The 17,996-nt window shown below is 71.3% G+C and carries 17 protein-coding genes; 9 read left to right on the top strand and 8 right to left on the bottom strand.

Annotation, left to right across the window (positions count from 1 at the left end; genetic code table 11):
• Positions 1–241: 241 nt before the first annotated feature.
• The 4 genes from ABTW95_RS11030 to msrA all read right to left on the bottom strand — a co-directional run bounded on the left by ABTW95_RS11030 (position 242) and on the right by msrA (position 1,885).
• Positions 242–622 carry a thioesterase family protein gene (locus tag ABTW95_RS11030; protein WP_396446320.1) on the bottom strand — a complete coding sequence of 127 codons (381 nt, stop codon included), beginning with the start codon at positions 620–622 and terminating at the stop codon, positions 242–244.
• Positions 623–783: 161 nt separating this feature from the next.
• The gene (locus ABTW95_RS11025) at positions 784–969 is read right to left on the bottom strand and encodes a helix-turn-helix domain-containing protein (protein WP_396446319.1); all 186 of its coding nucleotides are present in this window, start codon (positions 967–969) and stop codon (positions 784–786) included.
• Positions 942–1,238, bottom strand: coding sequence for a flavoprotein (locus ABTW95_RS11020; protein WP_396446317.1), 297 nt, complete (start codon positions 1,236–1,238; stop codon positions 942–944). The genes ABTW95_RS11025 and ABTW95_RS11020 overlap by 28 nt, the downstream gene beginning before the upstream one ends.
• Positions 1,235–1,885 carry a peptide-methionine (S)-S-oxide reductase MsrA gene (msrA, locus tag ABTW95_RS11015; protein WP_500226186.1) on the bottom strand — a complete coding sequence of 217 codons (651 nt, stop codon included), beginning with the start codon at positions 1,883–1,885 and terminating at the stop codon, positions 1,235–1,237. The genes ABTW95_RS11020 and msrA overlap by 4 nt, the downstream gene beginning before the upstream one ends.
• A 73-nt stretch (positions 1,886–1,958) precedes the next feature.
• On the opposite strand from msrA, the gene rarD reads away from it, so the two are divergent.
• The 9 genes from rarD (at position 1,959) to ABTW95_RS10970 (ending at position 11,758) form a co-directional block, all read left to right on the top strand.
• Positions 1,959–2,852 carry an EamA family transporter RarD gene (gene rarD, locus ABTW95_RS11010; protein WP_500226185.1) on the top strand — a complete coding sequence of 298 codons (894 nt, stop codon included), beginning with the start codon at positions 1,959–1,961 and terminating at the stop codon, positions 2,850–2,852.
• 62 nt (positions 2,853–2,914) lie between these two features.
• Positions 2,915–3,244 (top strand): hypothetical protein, encoded by a 330-nt coding sequence (locus ABTW95_RS11005; RefSeq protein ID WP_500226184.1) that lies wholly within the window; start codon positions 2,915–2,917, stop codon positions 3,242–3,244.
• Between the two features lie 323 nt (positions 3,245–3,567).
• Entirely contained in the window at positions 3,568–4,935 is a 1,368-nt protein-coding gene (locus tag ABTW95_RS11000) for a cytochrome P450 (protein ID WP_500226183.1), read from the top strand.
• Positions 4,932–5,870: a terpene synthase family protein gene (locus tag ABTW95_RS10995; protein WP_500226182.1), complete on the top strand. Its 939-nt coding sequence runs from the start codon at positions 4,932–4,934 to the stop codon at positions 5,868–5,870. The genes ABTW95_RS11000 and ABTW95_RS10995 overlap by 4 nt, the downstream gene beginning before the upstream one ends.
• Positions 5,867–7,561 (top strand): prenyltransferase/squalene oxidase repeat-containing protein, encoded by a 1,695-nt coding sequence (locus tag ABTW95_RS10990; RefSeq protein WP_500226181.1) that lies wholly within the window; start codon positions 5,867–5,869, stop codon positions 7,559–7,561. Before ABTW95_RS10995 ends, ABTW95_RS10990 begins: the two co-directional genes overlap by 4 nt.
• A 283-nt stretch (positions 7,562–7,844) precedes the next feature.
• Entirely contained in the window at positions 7,845–10,319 is a 2,475-nt protein-coding gene (locus ABTW95_RS10985; protein WP_500226180.1) for a sensor histidine kinase, read from the top strand.
• On the top strand, positions 10,316–10,741 hold the full coding sequence (locus ABTW95_RS10980) for a roadblock/LC7 domain-containing protein (RefSeq protein WP_396446308.1): 426 nt from the start codon (positions 10,316–10,318) through the stop codon (positions 10,739–10,741). Before ABTW95_RS10985 ends, ABTW95_RS10980 begins: the two co-directional genes overlap by 4 nt.
• On the top strand, positions 10,738–11,166 hold the full coding sequence (locus tag ABTW95_RS10975) for a DUF742 domain-containing protein (RefSeq protein WP_396446307.1): 429 nt from the start codon (positions 10,738–10,740) through the stop codon (positions 11,164–11,166). Before ABTW95_RS10980 ends, ABTW95_RS10975 begins: the two co-directional genes overlap by 4 nt.
• Positions 11,147–11,758, top strand: a complete 612-nt coding sequence (locus ABTW95_RS10970) for a GTP-binding protein (protein ID WP_396446306.1) — start codon at positions 11,147–11,149, stop codon at positions 11,756–11,758. The genes ABTW95_RS10975 and ABTW95_RS10970 overlap by 20 nt, the downstream gene beginning before the upstream one ends.
• A 110-nt stretch (positions 11,759–11,868) precedes the next feature.
• Here the strand turns inward: ABTW95_RS10970 and ABTW95_RS10965 are convergent, their stop codons facing one another.
• The 4 genes from ABTW95_RS10965 to nuoL are packed head-to-tail and all read right to left on the bottom strand — an operon-like array spanning position 11,869 to position 17,990.
• Positions 11,869–12,870: a polyprenyl synthetase family protein gene (locus ABTW95_RS10965; protein WP_396446353.1), complete on the bottom strand. Its 1,002-nt coding sequence runs from the start codon at positions 12,868–12,870 to the stop codon at positions 11,869–11,871.
• A 49-nt stretch (positions 12,871–12,919) separates the two neighbouring features.
• A complete protein-coding gene (gene nuoN, locus ABTW95_RS10960; RefSeq protein WP_500226179.1) occupies positions 12,920–14,506 on the bottom strand; it encodes an NADH-quinone oxidoreductase subunit NuoN in 1,587 nt (528 codons plus the stop codon).
• On the bottom strand, positions 14,503–16,083 hold the full coding sequence (locus tag ABTW95_RS10955) for an NADH-quinone oxidoreductase subunit M (protein WP_500226178.1): 1,581 nt from the start codon (positions 16,081–16,083) through the stop codon (positions 14,503–14,505). The genes nuoN and ABTW95_RS10955 overlap by 4 nt, the downstream gene beginning before the upstream one ends.
• The gene (gene nuoL, locus ABTW95_RS10950; protein WP_500226177.1) at positions 16,080–17,990 is read right to left on the bottom strand and encodes an NADH-quinone oxidoreductase subunit L; all 1,911 of its coding nucleotides are present in this window, start codon (positions 17,988–17,990) and stop codon (positions 16,080–16,082) included. The genes ABTW95_RS10955 and nuoL overlap by 4 nt, the downstream gene beginning before the upstream one ends.
• Positions 17,991–17,996: the final 6 nt, after the last annotated feature.

Here is a 17,996-nt window from a genome sequence, read left to right as displayed (position 1 = left end):
ATCGTAAAGTAACTCTCCGCTGATGTACCGTTCCTAAAAATCGGTCGAAACGGCGGTGTTCGTCGCATAAGCTCAGCGAACCTCGGACGCGTCCGCCACGTCGTACGGGGTGACGACGATTAAGCCCGCCCCGTTGGGGGGAGATGATCACCATGGCACGGCAGCAGCTCATCAAACGCCCCAAGCCCCCGCGTCCCCCGAGCCAACCCGACCTGAGGACCCCCTCGGGCCGCCTGCTCCCCTACTGAAGCCGCGCCAGGAACCGCTCCCGCTCGACGACGACCCGCTCGACGCGTCCGGCCCCCACCACGGAACCGCGCTCGTCGACCGCCCTGAACCCGAACACCAGCCGCTTCCCGTCGACCTCGCCGAGCTCGGCCTCCACGGTCACCCGCGCGCCGACCGGGCTCGCGGCGCGGTGCTCCACCTCCGCCCGCGTCCCCACGGACGTCCTGCCGCCCGGGAGACGCCCCGAGAGCGCCTCAAGCGTCGCCGCCTCCGCGAGCGCCAGCAGCCGGGGAGTCCCCAGAACGGGCACGTCGCCGCTTCCCATGGCGATCGCCGTGTCGTCGTCCCCGACGACGATGGACACCTGGCCGCGCAGCCCCGCCTTGAGTTCCATGCGTCCATGAGTACACGCCCGAGGTCACACCTGCCGCTCAAGCCGCGAGTCGCATGAAACTCTGCGCCGGCCGGTCAAGAGGCATCCTGGCCCTCCTTGAACCGCCCTCCATGGGCAACGTAGATCGCCCCCGCGCCGCCGCCTTACCGTCCTCCTGCACGTCACCGACTCAACCCCCGCCGATCCCGTCGTAGGCGGCCATCACGACCTACGATCACCTCGGCCAGGCGGAGGAGAACCGAGTGGCTGTCGATCGAGCGCCGCCCGCGTTCGACCCGACTGAGCCGGCTCTCCGAGCGTCCGACCAGACCGGCCACCACTACTTGGGAGAGAGGCCCGCCGCCCACTTGTTGATCGTGTTGAACGTCGCCGGAGCGACCACCACGGCGTCGGCGGTCGGCAACTCGTCCGGCTCGTCGGGCATGCGGAACTCGCTCCGCACCCGTGTGCCCGTCAATTCGGCGAGGCGGGGGGCGTCGATGAAGCGCAGGCCCATGGGGGTGGCGATCACGTAGACACGCCACCCCGCAGCCTGGGCCAAGTCGACGAAGGTCTCGGCGTCGGACGCCGCTGGAGCGGCGCAGACGACGTGATAGAGGACGCCGCGCGAGGTCACTCAGCGGAGGCTACGCCTACGGGGCAGGTGAGGCCGGTGCCGCCAAGGCCGCAGTAGCCGTCGGGGTTCTTGGCCAGGTACTGCTGGTGGTAGTCCTCGGCGTAGTAGAAGTCGGCGGCCCTTGTTATCTCGGTCGTGATGGGGCCGTAGCCGGCGTTCGTGAGGACCTTCTGGTAGGCGTCGCGGGAGGCTTCGGCGGCCTTCTGCTGGACGTCGGTGCGGGCGAAGATCACCGAGCGATACTGGGTGCCCACGTCGTTGCCCTGGCGCATGCCCTGGGTCGGGTCGTGGGACTCCCAGAAGACGCGGAGCAGGTCGTCGTAGGTGACCTTGGCGGGGTCGTAGACGACGCGGACGGTCTCGGCGTGGCCGGTCAGGCCGCTGCAGACCTCTGCGTAGGTGGGGTTCGGGGTGTAGCCGCCCTCGTAGCCGGACGCCGTGGAGATGACGCCCGGGGTCTGCCAGAACTTGCGTTCGGCGCCCCAGAAGCAGCCGAGGGCGAACTCCGCGATCTCGGCGCCGTCCGGGTAGGGCGGGGCCAGCGGGGCGTCGAGGACCTCGTGGCGCGGCGGCACCGGGATGGGCTCGTCCCTGCCGGGGAGTGCCTTCTCCGGAGAGACCATCTGGGTCTTCGCAAAGCCGAACATGGCTTTAGGTTAACTCGATGGCGTCATGAGCGTGCTTGTGGATGGCTGATTACGGGCTGATAGGTTGCTCGTCGTGGCGAAGCGGGGGGTGGCGTACGGGGTCGCGGCCTATGCGATCTGGGGGCTGTTCCCGCTGTACTGGCCGCTGCTGAAGCCGGCGGGGGCCGGCGAGATCCTCGCGCACCGGATCATGTGGTCGCTGGTCGCCGTCGCGGCGGTGCTCGCGGTGAGGCGGAGCCGGGGGTGGATCCGGCGGCTGGGGGCGCGTCAGGCGCTGCTGCTGGCCCTGGCCGCGGTCGTCATCAGCGTCAACTGGGGGACGTACATCTACGCCGTCAACACGGGGCGGACGATCGAGTGCGCGCTCGGCTACTTCATCAACCCGCTGATCAGCGTGGTGCTCGGCGTCGCCGTCTTCCGGGAGCGGTTGCGGCCCTGGCAGTGGGGCGCGGTCGGGATGGGGGCCGCGGCGGTGGCGGTGCTCACGGTCGACTACGGGCGGCCTCCCTGGATCGCGCTCGTGCTGGCCCTGGCGTTCGGCACGTACGGGCTGCTCAAGAAGTTCGCCGGCATGCCGTCCGCGGAGAGCCTGGCGGTCGAGACGGCGGTGCTGTTCGTGCCCGCCCTGGCGTTCGTGCTGGTGCTGGACGGGAGGGGCGAGGCTGCGTTCGGGCACCACGGGATGGGCCACGCGGCCCTGCTGGTCGGGGCGGGGGTCGTGACCGCGGTGCCGCTGATGCTGTTCAACGCCGCGGCCATCCGGCTGCCGCTGAGCGTCATCGGGATGCTGCAGTACCTGACGCCCGTGCTGCAGTTCCTCATCGGGTACTTCGTGCAGCACGAGGAGATGCCGCCGAGCCGCTGGGCCGGGTTCCTGCTGGTGTGGCTGGCGTTGATGATGCTGACGCGGGAGGGGCTGCGCCCGGGACGGCGGGAAGCGGTGTCCGGAGCCGCGCTGAAGGGCTAAAGTGCCGGGACGTCAAATGCCGGATTCGAGGAGTCCTGTTGCGTCTGGTCACCGTCAGTGTGTTGGGAACGGCACTGGTCGTGGCGGGGATGCTCGCGCCCGCGCCGGGTGAGGCGACCGGGCACGGGGACGTCGTGGTGGAGCCGGGCGTGGCGCGGCCGGGCGAGCAGGTCCGGGTCTCGATGCCGGGGTGCCGGGGCAGGGCGCGCGTGACGTCCGAGGTGTTGGACGGGCGGCCCGCGGGCGGGACCGCGACCGTGAAGGCGGACGCCGCGCCGAGCACCTACTCGGTCGTGGCGCGGTGCGGGACGAGGAAGGCGACCGGCGAGGTGCGGGTGGCGGGCCGGCTGGCATGGCCGGACATTCTGCCCACCGATCACCACGCTCGGTGATCGTCACCATACGTATTGAGGTCCTGACATAACGGACTTTTAGCCCTGCCACCTGGGCGGACACTGTCAGAACATCTCAACAAACGAGACAACGCGTCCAGCAAGTGATAGACGTCACTCGAAACAGGCTGATATTTCTTACGCCGATCCCCTTGATCGCGTTAATTGATCATGTGATACTTCCCCCAAAATAACCAAATCGCCCAAGTCTCGCAGACGTCTACAGAGAACTCGTATCGCCCTCTGCTCCCCTGCCGCACACCCGGTGCGGCGGTCACGGTGGAGGGTCGATTTGCTTTCACCCACATGGGGGGCAGTCGGAAGTGTCCGTCGACGTTGGTGCCGCCGTTCCCGTCAGGAGAGCCAAGAACTTCCCGCTCTACCGCACGGTCTCCAGGCTCGTGCGAGACCCGCTGCGGGAGATCCTCCGCATCAGCACCGCCGCCGGAGGCGAGATCGCGCGGCTGGACCTCGGTGCGTCCCATCCCTACCTGGTGACCCACCCGGACCACGTCCAGCAGGTGCTCCGGAAGCAGTCGCAGAACTTCGTCCGGGACGGGACGTTCTGGCGCCCCCTGCACGGCCTCTTCGGCGACAGCATCATGTCCGAATACGACGAGTGGGAGCTGAGCAAGCGCATCCTGCAGCCCGCGTTCTCGACCCGCACCATCAGGTCCCTCAGCGACCACATGGCGCAGGCGATCAACGAAGCCGTCCGGCAGCTGGACGAGCCGGCCCGCGCGGACCGACCCATCGAGGTGCTGCCGGAGATGGGGCGCATCGTCCACGACACCGTGATCAAGGTGCTGTTCGGCAACAAGATCCGGCAGGCGGAGGCCGACCGGATGATCCCTGCGATGGAGCGGCTGGCCACCTCCATCGCGTTCCGCTTCCTGCTGCCGTTCGTCCCGAAGTCGATCCCGCTGCCCGGAGACCGCGCGTTCGCCGAGGGGCTCCGCGTCATGGACGAGACCCTCTACGAGCTCGTCGAGCGGTTCCGCTACGACGCCGGCGAGGGCTACGACATCTTCACCGTGCTGTGCCAGGCCCGGATGACCGAGGGCAGCGGCCTCGGCGACGAGTGGGTCCGCGACAACCTGCTCGCCATGTGGGCCACCAGCACCGAGACGACGACCGTGGCGCTGACCTGGCTGTGGCCGATGCTCGCCCAGCACCCCGACGTGATCGACCGGCTCCGCGCGGAGGTCACCGAGGTCGTGGGGGACGAGGAGGTCCGGCCCGACCATCTGCACCGGCTGCCCTACGTGAAGCAGGTCATCCAGGAGCTGTTGCGGCTGTACCCGGTCGGCTGGATCTTCCCGCGGATCGCGCTCGCCGACACCGACATCGAAGGCGTTCCCATCAAGGCCGGGCAGACGGTGCTGACCAGCCCGTTCCTCACGCACCGCCTCGAATCGGTCTGGGACCGGCCGCTCGAGTTCGACCCCGGGCGGTTCACCCCCGAGGCGAACCGCACCCGGCACCGCTACGCCTACTACCCCTTCGGCGGCGGCCCGCACCAGTGCATCGGGCGGCACGTCTTCCACATGGAGGCCGAGCTGATCCTCACCGCCATCCTGAGCCGGTACCGCCCGTCGCTGCTGCCGACGGACGGCCCCGTGGAGGCGCGGATCGGCGCGACCCTCCGGCCCGACCAGCCGCTCTACCTGAAGCTGGAGCCGGCGCGATGACGGAGGCCGTTCCCGACGAAGTGACCGAGCCTCCGCATCCGGGCCACCGGACGGCGGAGGCGCCCCTGACGGCTCTCCAGGCCGGGACGGTCTGCGCCGTCGCGGGCCAGGCGCAGCGGCAGATGCGCGCCTGGGCCGCCGAGCACCCCGCGCTGTACGACGCGAAGGCGTTCGATCCGGCGCTGTTCAGCACGCTCGCGCTCGCGGCCGCGTTCAGCGGCCCCGGGCTCACCGCCGACCGGCTGCGCATGGCCAACCGCGTCTGCCTGTGGTGCTTCGGCCTCGACTGGCTGATCGACTACGCCGCGTCGTCCCGCGCCGAGGTCGCGGGCCTGGTGCGCCGGTGCGCGGCCGTCGCCGACGGCGCCCCTCCCGGAGACGGGACCACCGCGGAGGACGAGCTGGCGCGGTTCCTCGCCGACGTCCGCGACGAGCTGGCGGCCGAGCCCGCCTACCCGGAGCTCCGCGACGTGTGGCGCGACGAGCTGCAGCGCGTGCTCGACGCGATGGCCCTCGAATGGGACTGGAAGAGCGCGCGGGAGAAGGGCGAGCCCGGCCCGTCGTTCGACGGCTACCTCGCGAACGCCGACAACCTGGGCTTCTCCTTCGTGTTCGCCTCGCACTGGATCGCGTCGGGCGGCGGTGGGAACGTTCCGCTGGTGCGCGAGGCGAGCCGGGCCGTCCAGCGGGTCATCCGGCTGCTGAACGACCTCGGCACGTACGAGCGGGACGTCCAGTGGGGCGACCTGAACGGCCTGCTGCTCGACAAGACGCGCGCAGAGGTCGAGGAACGCATCGGGGAGTTGACCACCGAGGCCCGGACGCTGCTCAAGGACGCCGCCGAAGGCGTCCCGGAGCTGGCGCGCTACATGGAGCGGCAGATGGACTTCTGCGCGGGCTTCTACGGAGTGACCGACTTCTGGGGCACGTTGTGAGCGTCGACGACCGTCCTGTTCCGCGAACCGTCCCGTCCCCCCGGTCCCCGTCCACCGGCGGCGTCGACGTGGCCGGCGCCGCGCGCGAGCTGATCGGCGGGCTCGTCGCGCACCCGTGGGGGCAGGTCTCCCCGTCGGTGTACGAGACCGGCAGGATCGTCACGCTGGCCCCCTGGCTGCGCGACCACGACCGGCGCCTCGCCTACCTCGTGGAGTCGCAGCGGCCGGACGGCGCCTGGGGGGCGCCGGTCGACGGGTACGCGCTCGTCCCGACCCTGAGCGCGGTCGAGGCCCTCCTCGCCGAGCTGACCGGCGAGCGGCGCGCGGCGAGCGACGGCGGAGCGGTGCACACCGGTCTGCTGGTGCGGTCGGCGGCCGCCGGGCTGCGCGCGATCGCCGCCCGCATGTGCGGCCCGTCCGCCGCGGACATGGAGCTGCCCGACCTGCCCGCGATCGAGCTGATCGCGCCGGCCCTGACCGAGCGGATCAACGCCTCGCTGGCGCGGCTGCGCGAGCGCCCCGTCCCCGGGCTGGCCGAGTGGGCGGGACGGGAGCTCGGCCCGCCGGCGGGGCTGGACGGGGCGAAGCTGGCGCTCGTCCGGGGGCTGCTCGCCTCCGGCGCGGACGTGCCGCAGAAGCTGCTGCACGCCCTGGAGGTCGGCGACGGGACGGCCGGGCCGCCGCGGCTGCGCCCCGAGCCGACCGGCACGATCGGCGCGTCGCCCGCGGCGACCGCCGCGTGGCTGGGCGCGCGGGCGGCCGGCGACCCGAGCAGCCCCGCCCGCTGGTATCTGGAGACCGTGGTGGCGCAGCACGGCGGGCCCGTGCCGTGCGGCTTCCCGCTGACGGTGTTCGAGCGCGGCTGGGTGCTGGCGTGGCTGGTCCGCGCGGGCATCCCGGTCGCCGTCCCGCCGGAGCTGGTCCTCAGCCTGACCGCGCCGCTCGGCCCGGCGGGCACCCCGGCGGCGGAGGGCCTGCCGGCGGACGCCGACACCACCGCCGGCGCCCTGTACGCGCTGGCGCTGCTCGGCGCGCAGCACCGCCCGGACCCCCTCTACGCCTACGAGACCGACACCCATTTCTGCACGTGGCGCGGCGAGGAGGGCGCGTCGGTCACGACGAACGCGCACGTGCTGGAGGCGATCGGCCAGTACATCGCCGCCCGCGGCCGCACCGCCGCCGAGCCCGGCGCGGACGTCGCCCGGCACGCCGCGGCCGTCGCGAAGGTCGCGGGCTGGCTCCGCGGGCAGCAGCGGCCGGACGGCAGCTGGGACGACCGCTGGCACGCCTCCCCCTTCTACGCGACGGCGTGCGCCGCGATCGCGCTGGCGGGCTTCGGCGGGACGGGCTCGGCCGCCGCGGTCGGCGCGGCGCGCGCGTGGGTCCTCGGGTCGCAGCGCGAAGACGGCTCCTGGGGCCGCTGGGGCGGGACGCCCGAGGAGACCTCGTACGCGGTCCAACTCCTGCTGTTGACGGACCCGTCGCCCGGCGCGGACGTGCGGGACGCCGTCGCGCGCGCCGTCCCGCACCTGCTCCGCTCGCTGAACAGGGCGGACGGCGGCGGCGCGGACGAGCCCGCGCTGTGGCATGACAAGGACCTCTACAGGCCCGCGGCGATCGTCCGGGCCGGGGTGCTGGCGGCGCTGCACCTCGCCCGCACCGTTTCCGCGCCGGACGCAATGTTTCGGTGAGGTGAAATCGGCCACACCCGCGCAACCCGACACGTCCGTCAAATACGACAAAGTGTTCGGCGTTGACGATTCACCTTGAGGCGTTATGGTCATGTTGCTAGTCTTCTAAGCCGTATGGAACGGCGGACCACCGTCGCCCTTGCACCCACCACACGCGCCACCCGCCCGGCTTAATCCTGGCCGAAGCGGGTTGCGAGCCATTTCACATATTGTTGGGGCGATAGTAATGCGTTTCCGCAACTCGCGCCTGAGGACCAAGATCACGGCCCTGTTGCTCTCCCTCGTGGCACTCTGGGTTTTCGCCGCGTGGGTCACCCTGCGCGAGGGCGTCAACCTGCTCACCGTCAGCACGCTGGACAAGGCCCTCGCGCAGCCGACCGACCCGCTCCTCGCCGACCTGCAGCGTGAGCGCCGGCTCACCATGGTGCAGATGGCGAGGCCGAGCGCCACCGCGCGGGCGGCGTTGAACGCGCAGCGCGAGCAGACCGACAAGACGCGCGCGGAGGCGGTCCGCCTCGCCCGCGGCGGCAACGTCGGGCGGTTCGGCGGCGGCACCCTCGAACGGCGCGTCGACCAGATGCTCGACCGGCTGAAGGCGGTGGACGGCACCCGCCGCGCGGTCGACGCCGGGAGCACCGACCGCGCCCGGGTCGCCGCCGGGTATTCCGAGGTCGTCGAGTCAATTTTCCGCGTCTACGATTCGCTGGCCACGCTGGACGACAAGGATTTCGCCCGCGACACCCGGACGCTCCTCGAACTGAACCGCATGTGGGAACTGCTTTCCCAGGAAGACGCATTGATGGCGGGCTCGCTCGCCGCGGGCCGCATCACCCCGCAGGAACTCGTCACCTTCACCCAGACGGTCGGCACCCGCCGGCACAACACCGCGCAGGCGCTCATCACCATTCAGGACTCGGACCCCACGCTGTACACCGGCCTGACGAAGAACGCGCGGATCACCAAGGTCCAGCCGCTCGAAGACGAGATCATGCAGAACCGCCGGACCTTCACCGCGCAGCAGGCCCGCGGCGCCTACCGGCCCCCGGTGACCGCCGACCAGTGGAACTCCGCGACCGAGCCCGCCCTCGCGGAGATGCGCCACCAGATCCAGTCGTCCGGTGACCGGCTGGTCGACCGCGCCACCCCGATCGCCGCGGGCGTGATCATCCGGCTGCTGCTGGCCGGCGGTCTCGGGCTCATCGCGGTCATCGCGTCCATCATCGTGTCGATCACCACCGCCCGCGCCCTCGTCCGCCAGCTGGAGCGGCTGCGCAACGCCGCCTGGGAGCTGGCCGAGCAGCGGCTGCCCGGCGTCGTCGAGCGGCTCGGCCACGGCGAGAAGGTGGACGTCGCCCTGGAGGCGCCGCCGCTGGAGTTCGGCACCGACGAGATCGGCCAGGTGGGGCGCGCGTTCAACGCCGTCCAGGAGACCGCGATCCGCACCGCCGTCGAGCAGGCCGAGCTGCGCCGCGGCATCCGGGACGTCCTGCTGAGCCTGGCGCGGCGCACCCAGACGCTGGTGCACCGGCAGCTCACCATGCTGGACACCATGGAGCGCCGCCGCGACATCGAGACCAAGGAGCTGGAGGAGCTGTTCCGGCTCGACCACCTCGCGACCCGCATGCGGCGCAACGCCGAGAACCTGATCGTCCTGTCGGGCGCCCTCCCGGCCCGCGGCTGGCGCAACTCGGTCCCGATGGTGGACGTCGTCCGCGCCGCGGTCGGCGAGGTCGAGGACTACACCCGCGTCACCGTGCTGCCGTTCGGCCCGGTGGAGCTGGCCGGGCGCGCCGTCGGCGACGTCACCCACCTGCTCGCCGAGCTGATCGAGAACGCGGTGTCGTTCTCCCCGCCCGACACCGTCGTGCAGGTCGGCGGGCACCTCGTCGCCAGCGGCTTCGCGATCGACATCGAGGACCGCGGGCTCGGCATGACCGACGACAAGCTCGCCGAGATCAACGAGCGGATCGCGAACCCGCCCGACTTCAACCTGCAGAGCTCGGTGCAGCTCGGCCTGTTCGTGGTCAGCAAGCTCGCCGAGCGGTACGGCCTCCAGGTCTCGCTGAAGCGGTCCGCGTACGGCGGCACCACCGCCGTCGTCGTCATCCCGCGCGAGCTGATCGTCGAGCAGGGCCCGGCGCCCGTGCCCGCCGGCGCCACCACGCAGAACGGGCTGGAGGTGCGCCGCCCGACCGCCGTCGGCGCCGGCGCCCCGGCCCCCGGGCGCGCGGCCGCCGCCACCGCGACGCTGCCCCCCGCGAGCACCGGCCGGCCGGCCGCCGGGCCCGCGCTCGTGGCGGTGCCCCCGCCCGCGTCCGAACCGCCCGCGTCGGCCGCGCCGACCGCGCCGACTCCAGGCGGCGACGCCGCACCCCAGCCGGACCCCGAGGCCCCGAGGACCGAACCGCCCGCGCCGCACGACGACGTGCCCGCGGACGGCGAGCGTCCCCACCCCACCGAGCCGGAGGACCAGCCACCCGTGCCCGAGATCTCCACCACACCGTCCGGCCTGCCCGTCCGGGTGCCGCAGGCGAACCTTGCCGAACCCCTGCGGGCCGACGAGCCCGCCGCCGCCGAGGAGCCGGACGAGCCGGAGGACCTGGGCCGCTCCCCCGAAGAAATCCAGCGGATCATGGGCTCCTACCAGCGCGGCACCCGCCAGGGCCGCTCCGACGCGGCCCGCACCGAGGCGGCGCGCGCCGACGAGGGCGGCGCCGACGCCGGCCACAACGCAGCGAAAGGCGAGGAAGAGCAGTGACGCAGAAGACCGGTTCCGCATCCGATCTGGGCTGGTTGCTGGACGACCTGGTCCACCGGTTGCCGCACGCCCGCAACGCGGTGGTGCTGTCGGCGGACGGCCTGCTCATGGCGTCCTCGGAGGGCATGTCCCAGGACGACGGGGAGCACCTCGCCGCCGTCGCCGCCGGCATCCAGAGCCTCGCCAAGGGCGCCGGGACCCGGTTCGGCGGCGGGCCCGTCCGGCAGACGATCGTCGAGATGGCGTCGGCGTTCCTGCTGGTGACGGTCGCCGGCAAGGGCGCCTGCCTCGCCGTCCTCGCCGAGGAGGACGCCGACGTCGGCCTGATCGCCTACGAGATGGCGATGCTCGTCACCGCCATGGGCCACCACCTGACCTCGCCCGCGCGGTCCGAGTCCGCCGGGGAGGGACGGCAGGCATGATGCCCCCCGAGGATCCCGCGCCGGAGCCCTGGACGGACGACCCGGCGCCGCCGCCCGCCCACCACGACCGGTACCTCGACGAGCAGGCCGGCCCGATGGTGCGGCCGTACGTGATGACCAGCGGCCGGATCGAGCCCACCCGCGGCAAGTTCGACCTGATCACCCTGGTGGTCGCGGACGGCCCGGAGCCCGAGGGCGCGATCGGCCTCGGCCCCGAGCACCTCGCCATCATCCGGCTCTGCCAGAACGTCATGTCGGTCGCCGAGCTCACCGGGCACCTCGACCTGCCGGTCGCCACGGTGCGGGTCATGCTCGGCGACCTGCTCGACAAGGGGTTCGTCTCCATGCAGGAACCCGAACCGGAGGCGGACATGCACGACATCAGGCTCTACAAGGCGGTGATCGATGGTCTCCGGGCCCTCTAGGGGCGTGCGCGCCCGCCGGCTCCCCACCGCGGTCAAGATCGTGATCGCGGGCGGCTTCGGGGTCGGCAAGACCACCATGGTGGGCACCGTCTCCGAGACGCAGCCGCTGCGCACCGAGGAACTCCTCACCGACCAGGGCGTCGGCGTCGACGACATCTCCGGCGTGGAGCGCAAGGACACCACCACGGTCGCGATGGACTTCGGCCGCATCACGATGCGGAACGGGTACGTCCTCTACCTGTTCGGCACCCCCGGCCAGGAGCGCTTCTGGTTCATGTGGGACGAGGTCTCCCTCGGCGCCCTCGGCGCCGTCGTGCTCGCCGACACCCGCCGCCTGTCCGACTGCTTCCCGTCGGTCGACTACTTCGAGCGCCGCGGCACACCCTTCATCGTCGCGGTCAACTGCTTCGAGGGCGCCAAGCAGTACGACCTCGGGGAGATCCAGATGGCCCTCAACCTGGGCCCCAAGGTCCCCGTCATGCTCTGCGACGCGCGCAGCCTCGAATCCTGCAAGGAGGTCCTCATCGACCTCGTCCTGCACGCGATGAAGTACCGCGGCCTGGCCGAGAAAGCCGAACCCCAGAACGCCTGAAGCACCCCGTGCGCCGGGGGCCGAATCTCCTCCGGCGCACGGACAGGCGCACCACGCCGCAAGCGCCGGCGGCCGCTACCGGCTTGCCAATGCGCGGCGGTGAAGGAGGGTCAGCCTGTGCGGGAGACGACGTAGTCGCAGAGGTTGGTGAAGGCGTCGCGGGCGGGGATGTCGGGGAGGGTGAGGAGTTCGGCGCGGGCGTCCTCCGCCCACCGGCGGAGGTCGGCGCGGGCGCGGTCCATGGCCGGGTGGGCGCGCAGCAGGGCGAGCGCCTCGGCGTGCAGGGCGTCGTCGGTGAGGTCCTGGACGAGCAGCTCGCGGAGGCGGGCGTCGTCGGGGCCCGACCCCGTCCCGGCGAGGACGTGGTGCATCGGGAGGGTCCGGATGCCCTCGCGGAGGTCGGTGCCGGGGGTCTTGCCCGACTCCTCCGTCTCGGAGTCGATGTCGAGGATGTCGTCGGACAGCTGGAACGCGATGCCGATCTTCTCGCAGGCGGAGGTGACCGTGTCGACGACGTGGGACGGGGCGCCGGACAGCAGCGCGCCGAACTGGCCGGACACCGCGATGAGGGACGCGGTCTTGTCGGCCACGACGCCCAGGTAGTGCTTGAGGGGGTCGGCGCCCGCGCCGGGGCCGACGGTCTCCTGGATCTGGCCGCGGACGAGCCGGGCGAACGCGCGAGCCTGGATCCGGACGGCCTCCGGGCCGAGGTCGGCGAGCAGGTCGGACGCGCGGGCGAACAGGTAGTCGCCGGTGAGGATCGCGACCGTGTTCGTCCAGCGGGAGTTCGCCGACTCCTGGCCGCGCCGGACGGTCGCCTCGTCCATCACGTCGTCGTGGTAGAGGGTGCCGAGGTGGGTCAGCTCGACGACGACGGCGGCGGGGACCACGCCGGACGCGGCCGGGTCGCCGAAGTGGGAGGCGAGCAGCACCAGCATCGGCCGGAACCGCTTGCCGCCCGCCTCGACGAGATGCTCCGACGCCTCGGTGAGCAGCGGGTCCTCGCCGCGCACGCAGTCGAGCAGCAGGGCCTCGACCTCGGCCAGCCGCGCCTTGGCGCTGGACGCGAGCGCGGCGTCGATGGGAAGCCCGAACGGGCCGGTCTCCTCGATGGCCGGCCCGCCGGACCTCTCAGCGGATGGGTTGCTCACCCAAGACTCCCTACCGGACGAACATGTGGGTCGTGGCCTGTCCCGCGAGGTCCAGAACCGGCTGCGGGAGCACGCCGAGTACCACAGTAGCCGTCACGCCGAGGGCGACCGCGACCGCGGTCGCCGGCCCGGCCACCACGACCGGCCCGTCCACGTCCGGCTCGCTGAAGAACATGACGACGATCACACGGACGTAGAAGAACGCGGCGACGGCGGACGACACGACCGCGACGATCACCAGCGGCGTCGCGCCCTCCTCCACGGCCGCCTTGAACAGCGCGAACTTCCCGGTGAACCCGCTGGTGAGCGGGATGCCGGCGAACGCCAGCAGGAAGAAGGCCATCACGCCGGCGACGACCGGGGACCGCTTGCCGAGCCCCGCCCACCGGGACAGGTGCCCGGCCTCGCCGGCCGCGTCCCGCACCATCGTCACGACCGCGAACGCGCCGACCGAGGTGAAACCGTACGCGAGCAGGTAGAACAGGGTGCTCGACAGGCCGTGCGGGGAGCTGGCGATCACGCCCATGAGCAGGAAGCCCGCGTGCGCGATCGACGAGTAGGCCAGCATCCGCTTGATGTCGGTCTGCGTGATCGCGATGATCGACCCGGCGACCATCGTGAGAATCGCCACGCCCCACATGAAGGGCCGCCAGTCCCACCGGAGCGTCTCGAACGCGACGTAGTAGACGCGCAGGATCCCGCCGAACGCGGCGACGACCGTGCAGGACGCCATCAGCGCCGTGATCGGGGTGGGGGCGCCCTGGTACACGTCCGGCTTCCACATGTGGAAGGGGACGCCGCCGAGCTTGAACAGCAGCCCCACCGACAGCAGCGCGACGCCCGCGAGGAGCAGGGTCTCGCTGCCGGTGTCCTTGCTGATCTGCGCGGAGATGTCCGACAGCCGCACCGACCCGGCGTACCCGTACAGCAGCGCGATCCCGTACAGGAAGAACGCCGACGAGAACGCGCCGAGCAGGAAGTACTTGACCGCCGCCTCCTGGGAGAGCAGGCGGCGCCGGCGGGCGAGCCCGCACAGCAGGTACAGCGGCAGCGACAGGACCTCCAGCGCCACGAACATCGTGAGCAGGTCGTTGGCCGCCGGGAACATGATCATGCCGCCGACGGCGAACATCATCAGCGGGAAGACCTCGGTCTGCACGACCCCGGCCTCCGCGGTGCGCTGCTCGGCCTCGCTGCCCGGCAGCGCGGACGCCTGCGCGGTGAACGCGCCGTCGGCGCGGGCGCCGCCGCGCTCGGCGATCAGCAGCAGGCTGACCAGCGCCAGCACCAGGATGGTGCCCTGGATGAACAGCGTGGGGCCGTCCACGCCGAGGGCGCCCTCGGCGGCGACGTGGTGCGGGTCCTCGCTCCACCCGAGCGCGACCGTCCACGCGAACGCGCCGGCGAGCCCGAGGAACGCGAGCGGCACCTGCACGTAGTAGCGCGCGTCGCGGCCGACGAACGCCTCGACGAGCACGCCCACCACGGCCATGCCGAGCACCAGGAGCAGCGGCATGATCTGGCCGTACTCGATGTGCGGCGCGGTGATGTCGTCCTGCTGCGCGAGGACCGCGATCACCTGGTCAGGGGTGCTCATGGACGGGCTCCGTTCTCGGCGACGTTACCGGTGATGTCCGGCGCCGGATCGTGCCGGTCGACCCGGGCCAGCGTGTGGTCCACCGACGGGTTGATCACGTGCAGCACCGGCTGCGGGAAGAAGCCCATCGCCACGATGATCGCGATGATCGGGGCGATGACCCACTTCTCCCTGGCGGACAGGTCCTTCATGCCCTCGACCGCGGGGACCGTGGGGCCGCCCATCGTCCGCTGGTACATCCACAGGATGTAGATGGCGGCGAGCACGATGGCGATGATGGACGCGACGGCGGCCCACTCGTAGCGGCTGAACGTGCCGACCACGACCAGGAACTCGGACACGAACGGCGACAGGCCGGGCAGCGACAGGCTCGACAGGCCGGCGACGAGGAATGTCCCGGCCAGCACGGGCGCCACCTTCTGCATGCCGCCGAAGTCGGAGATCTTCGCCGACCGCCGCCGGACGATCATGAACCCGACGATCAGGAACAGCGCGCCGGTCGAGAACCCGTGGTTCACCATGTACAGCGCCGCGCCCGACTGCGCCTGCGACGTCATCGCGAAGACGCCGAGCACGATGAACCCGAAGTGGGAGATCGACGTGTAGGCGATCAGCCGCTTCATGTCGACCTGCCCGATCGCGAGGATGGCGCCGTAGATGATGCTGACCACCGCGAACGCGAGCACCGCGGGCGTCGCCCACTTCGACGCGCCGGGGAACAGCTCCAGGCAGAACCGGAGCATCCCGTAGGTGCCGACCTTGTCCAGCACGCCGACGATCAGCACCAGCGCGCCCGCCGGGGACTGCTGCGCGGCGTCCGGCAGCCAGGTGTGCACCGGGAACATCGGCGCCTTGATCGCGAACGCGACGAAGAAGCCGAGGAACAGCCACTTCGCCGTCGTCGGGTCGATGTTCATCTTCGACAGCTCGTCGAACATGAACGTCCCGTGCCCGACGCCGCCGTCCGCGGCGGACTTGGCCGACAGCGGGTACAGCCAGATGACGGCGACCAGCATCAGCAGCCCGCCGAACAGCGAGTACAGCAGGAACTTCACCGCGGCGTAGGAGCGCTGGGCGCCGCCGTAGGACCCGATGATGAAGTACACCGGGACCAGCATCGCCTCGAAGAAGACGTAGAAGAGGAACACGTCGGTCGCCGCGAAGACGCCGATCATGGCCGCTTCCAGCGTCAGCAGCAGCGCGAAGTACGTCTTCACCGACCGCTTCGCCGGGACGTCCGACCCGCCGGAGCGGTCGGCCTCGTGCCAGGACGCGAGGATGACCAGCGGGACGAGGATCACCGACATCAGGATCAGCGTCAGCGCGACGCCGTCGACGCCGAGCGCCCAGTGGACCCCGAACTCCTTGATCCACCAGTACTTCTCTTCGAACTGGAAGCGCGCCCCGCCCGCGTCGAAGCCCGCCGCGACGGCGCCGGTGAGCGCCGCGACGACGAGGGAGACGCCGAGCGCGAACTGCTTGACCAGCGTCTCCCGCTCGCGCGGGATGGCGATGAGCAGCAGCGCGCCCACCAGTGGCAGTCCGATGAGGACGCTCAGCCAGGGAAAGTCGCTCATGAAACGTTCACCACCAGGAGCGCCGCGACCACGAGGGCCGCGCCGCCCAGCATCGAGAGGGCGTAGGAACGGGCGAAGCCGGTCTGCACCCGGCGGAGGCGGCCGGAACTGCCGCCGACGCCGGCGGCGGTGCCGTTGACGAGGCCGTCGACGCCGCGTCCGTCGAACCAGACCGCGAGCCGGGTCAGCCACTGCCCGGGACGCATGAGCAGCGACTCGTTGAACGCGTCGCCGTAGAGGTCCTTGCGGGCCGCGACCGTGACGAACGAGCCCTTGGGCGCCTCACGCGGCACCTTGCGGGCGCCGTACTGCCGCCACGCGATCGCCGCGCCGATGATCATCAGGACGAAGACGGCCGCGCCCGGGGCGGTGAGCCACTTGAACTCGTGCTCGTGCTCGGGGGCCCCGACGACCGGTTCGAGGAAGCCGGAGAACCCGCCGAGGATCAGCAGCCCGCCGGCGGCGACCGAGCCGACCGCGAGCAGCATCAGCGGCACCGTCATGACCTTCGGCGACTCGTGCGGGTGGACGTCGTCCGCCCAGCGCTTCTCGCCGAAGAACGTCATGAACATCACGCGCGACATGTAGTAGGCGGTGACGGCCGCGCCGATGACCGCGCAGGCGCCGAGGACCGCCCCGGACGTGCCGCCCTTGTCGAACGCCGCCTCGATGATCGCGTCCTTGGTGAACCAGCCGGACAGCAGCGGGAACCCGATGATCGCGAGGTACCCGAGCCCGAACGTGACCGTCGTGGTCATCATGACCGCGCGGAGCGCGCCGTAGTGGCGCATGTTCACGTCGTCCTTCATGCCGTGCATGACGGACCCGGCGCCGAGGAACAGCCCGGCCTTGAAGAAGCCGTGCGCGATGAGGTGCGCGATGGCGAACACGTACCCGGCCTTGCCGAGCCCGGCGGCCAGCGTCATGTAGCCGATCTGCGACATCGTCGAGCCCGCCAGGGCCTTCTTGATGTCGTCCTTCGCGCACCCGATGATCGCACCGAACAGCAGCGTGGCCGCGCCGACGATCGTGACGACCAGCTGCGCGGTCTCCGACATCTCGAAGATCGGCCCGGACCGGACGATCAGGTAGACGCCGGCGGTCACCATCGTCGCCGCGTGGATGAGCGCCGACACCGGGGTCGGGCCCTCCATCGCGTCCAGCAGCCACGACTGCAGCGGCAGCTGCGCCGACTTGCCGCACGCGCCGAGCAGGAGGAGCAGCCCGATCGCGGTCGCGGTGCCGGTGCTCAGCCGGGACGCCATGCCCGCCTGCTCGCCGCCGAGGATCGGCCCGTAGTCGATCGTGCCGAACGTGGCGAACATCAGCGCGATCGCGATGATGATCCCCATGTCGCCGACGCGGTTGACGACGAACGCCTTCTTCGCCGCGGTCGCCGCGGTCGGCTTGTGCTGCCAGAACCCGATCAGCAGGTAGGACGCGAGACCCACGCCCTCCCAGCCGAGGAACATGACCAGGTAGTTGTCACCGAGCACCAGCAGCAGCATCGCCGCGACGAACAGGTTCAGGTACGCGAAGAACTTGCGGCGCTCGGGGTCCTCGGCCATGTAGCCGATGGAGTAGATGTGGATCAGCGAGCCGACCCCGGTGATCAGCAGGACGAAGCTGATGGACAGCGGGTCCACCAGCAGGTTCATGCCGACCTTGAACGAGCCGACGTCGATGAAGTCCCACAGGTGCACGGTCCGGCCGCGCTCCGCGGCGTCGTAGCCGAGCATCTGCACGAGCATCGCGACGCCCACGCCGAACGCGGCGACCGCCGTGGCGCAGCCGAGCAGGTGTCCCCACCGGTCGGTGCGCCTCCCCCCGAGCAGGAGGATCGCGGCGCCCGCGAGCGGGAGCGCGATGAGAAGCCAGGACGCGGCCTGGATGCCTTCCGCTTGCATTCCCGA

Origin of the sequence: Spirillospora sp. NPDC127506 (assembly GCF_040302145.1) — a bacterium.
GTDB lineage: Bacteria > Actinomycetota > Actinomycetes > Streptosporangiales > Streptosporangiaceae > Spirillospora.
The sequence above is the reverse complement of the archived record's forward strand: the minus strand, read 5'-3'. Positions and strand labels throughout refer to the sequence as shown.

What these genes read in the sequence shown, in the direction of transcription:
- ABTW95_RS10970 (WP_396446306.1), top strand. Translation starts at nt 11,147, where the DNA reads ATGGTCTCCGGGCCCTCTAGGGGCGTGCGCGCCCGCCGGCTCCCCACC.
- ABTW95_RS10955 (WP_500226178.1), bottom strand. Translation starts at nt 16,083, where the DNA reads ATGAGCGACTTTCCCTGGCTGAGCGTCCTCATCGGACTGCCACTGGTG.
- ABTW95_RS11030 (WP_396446320.1), bottom strand. Translation starts at nt 622, where the DNA reads ATGGAACTCAAGGCGGGGCTGCGCGGCCAGGTGTCCATCGTCGTCGGG.
- ABTW95_RS10975 (WP_396446307.1), top strand. Translation starts at nt 10,738, where the DNA reads ATGATGCCCCCCGAGGATCCCGCGCCGGAGCCCTGGACGGACGACCCG.
- nuoN (WP_500226179.1), bottom strand. Translation starts at nt 14,506, where the DNA reads ATGAGCACCCCTGACCAGGTGATCGCGGTCCTCGCGCAGCAGGACGAC.
- nuoL (WP_500226177.1), bottom strand. Translation starts at nt 17,990, where the DNA reads ATGCAAGCGGAAGGCATCCAGGCCGCGTCCTGGCTTCTCATCGCGCTC.
- msrA (WP_500226186.1), bottom strand. Translation starts at nt 1,885, where the DNA reads ATGTTCGGCTTTGCGAAGACCCAGATGGTCTCTCCGGAGAAGGCACTC.
- ABTW95_RS10995 (WP_500226182.1), top strand. Translation starts at nt 4,932, where the DNA reads ATGACGGAGGCCGTTCCCGACGAAGTGACCGAGCCTCCGCATCCGGGC.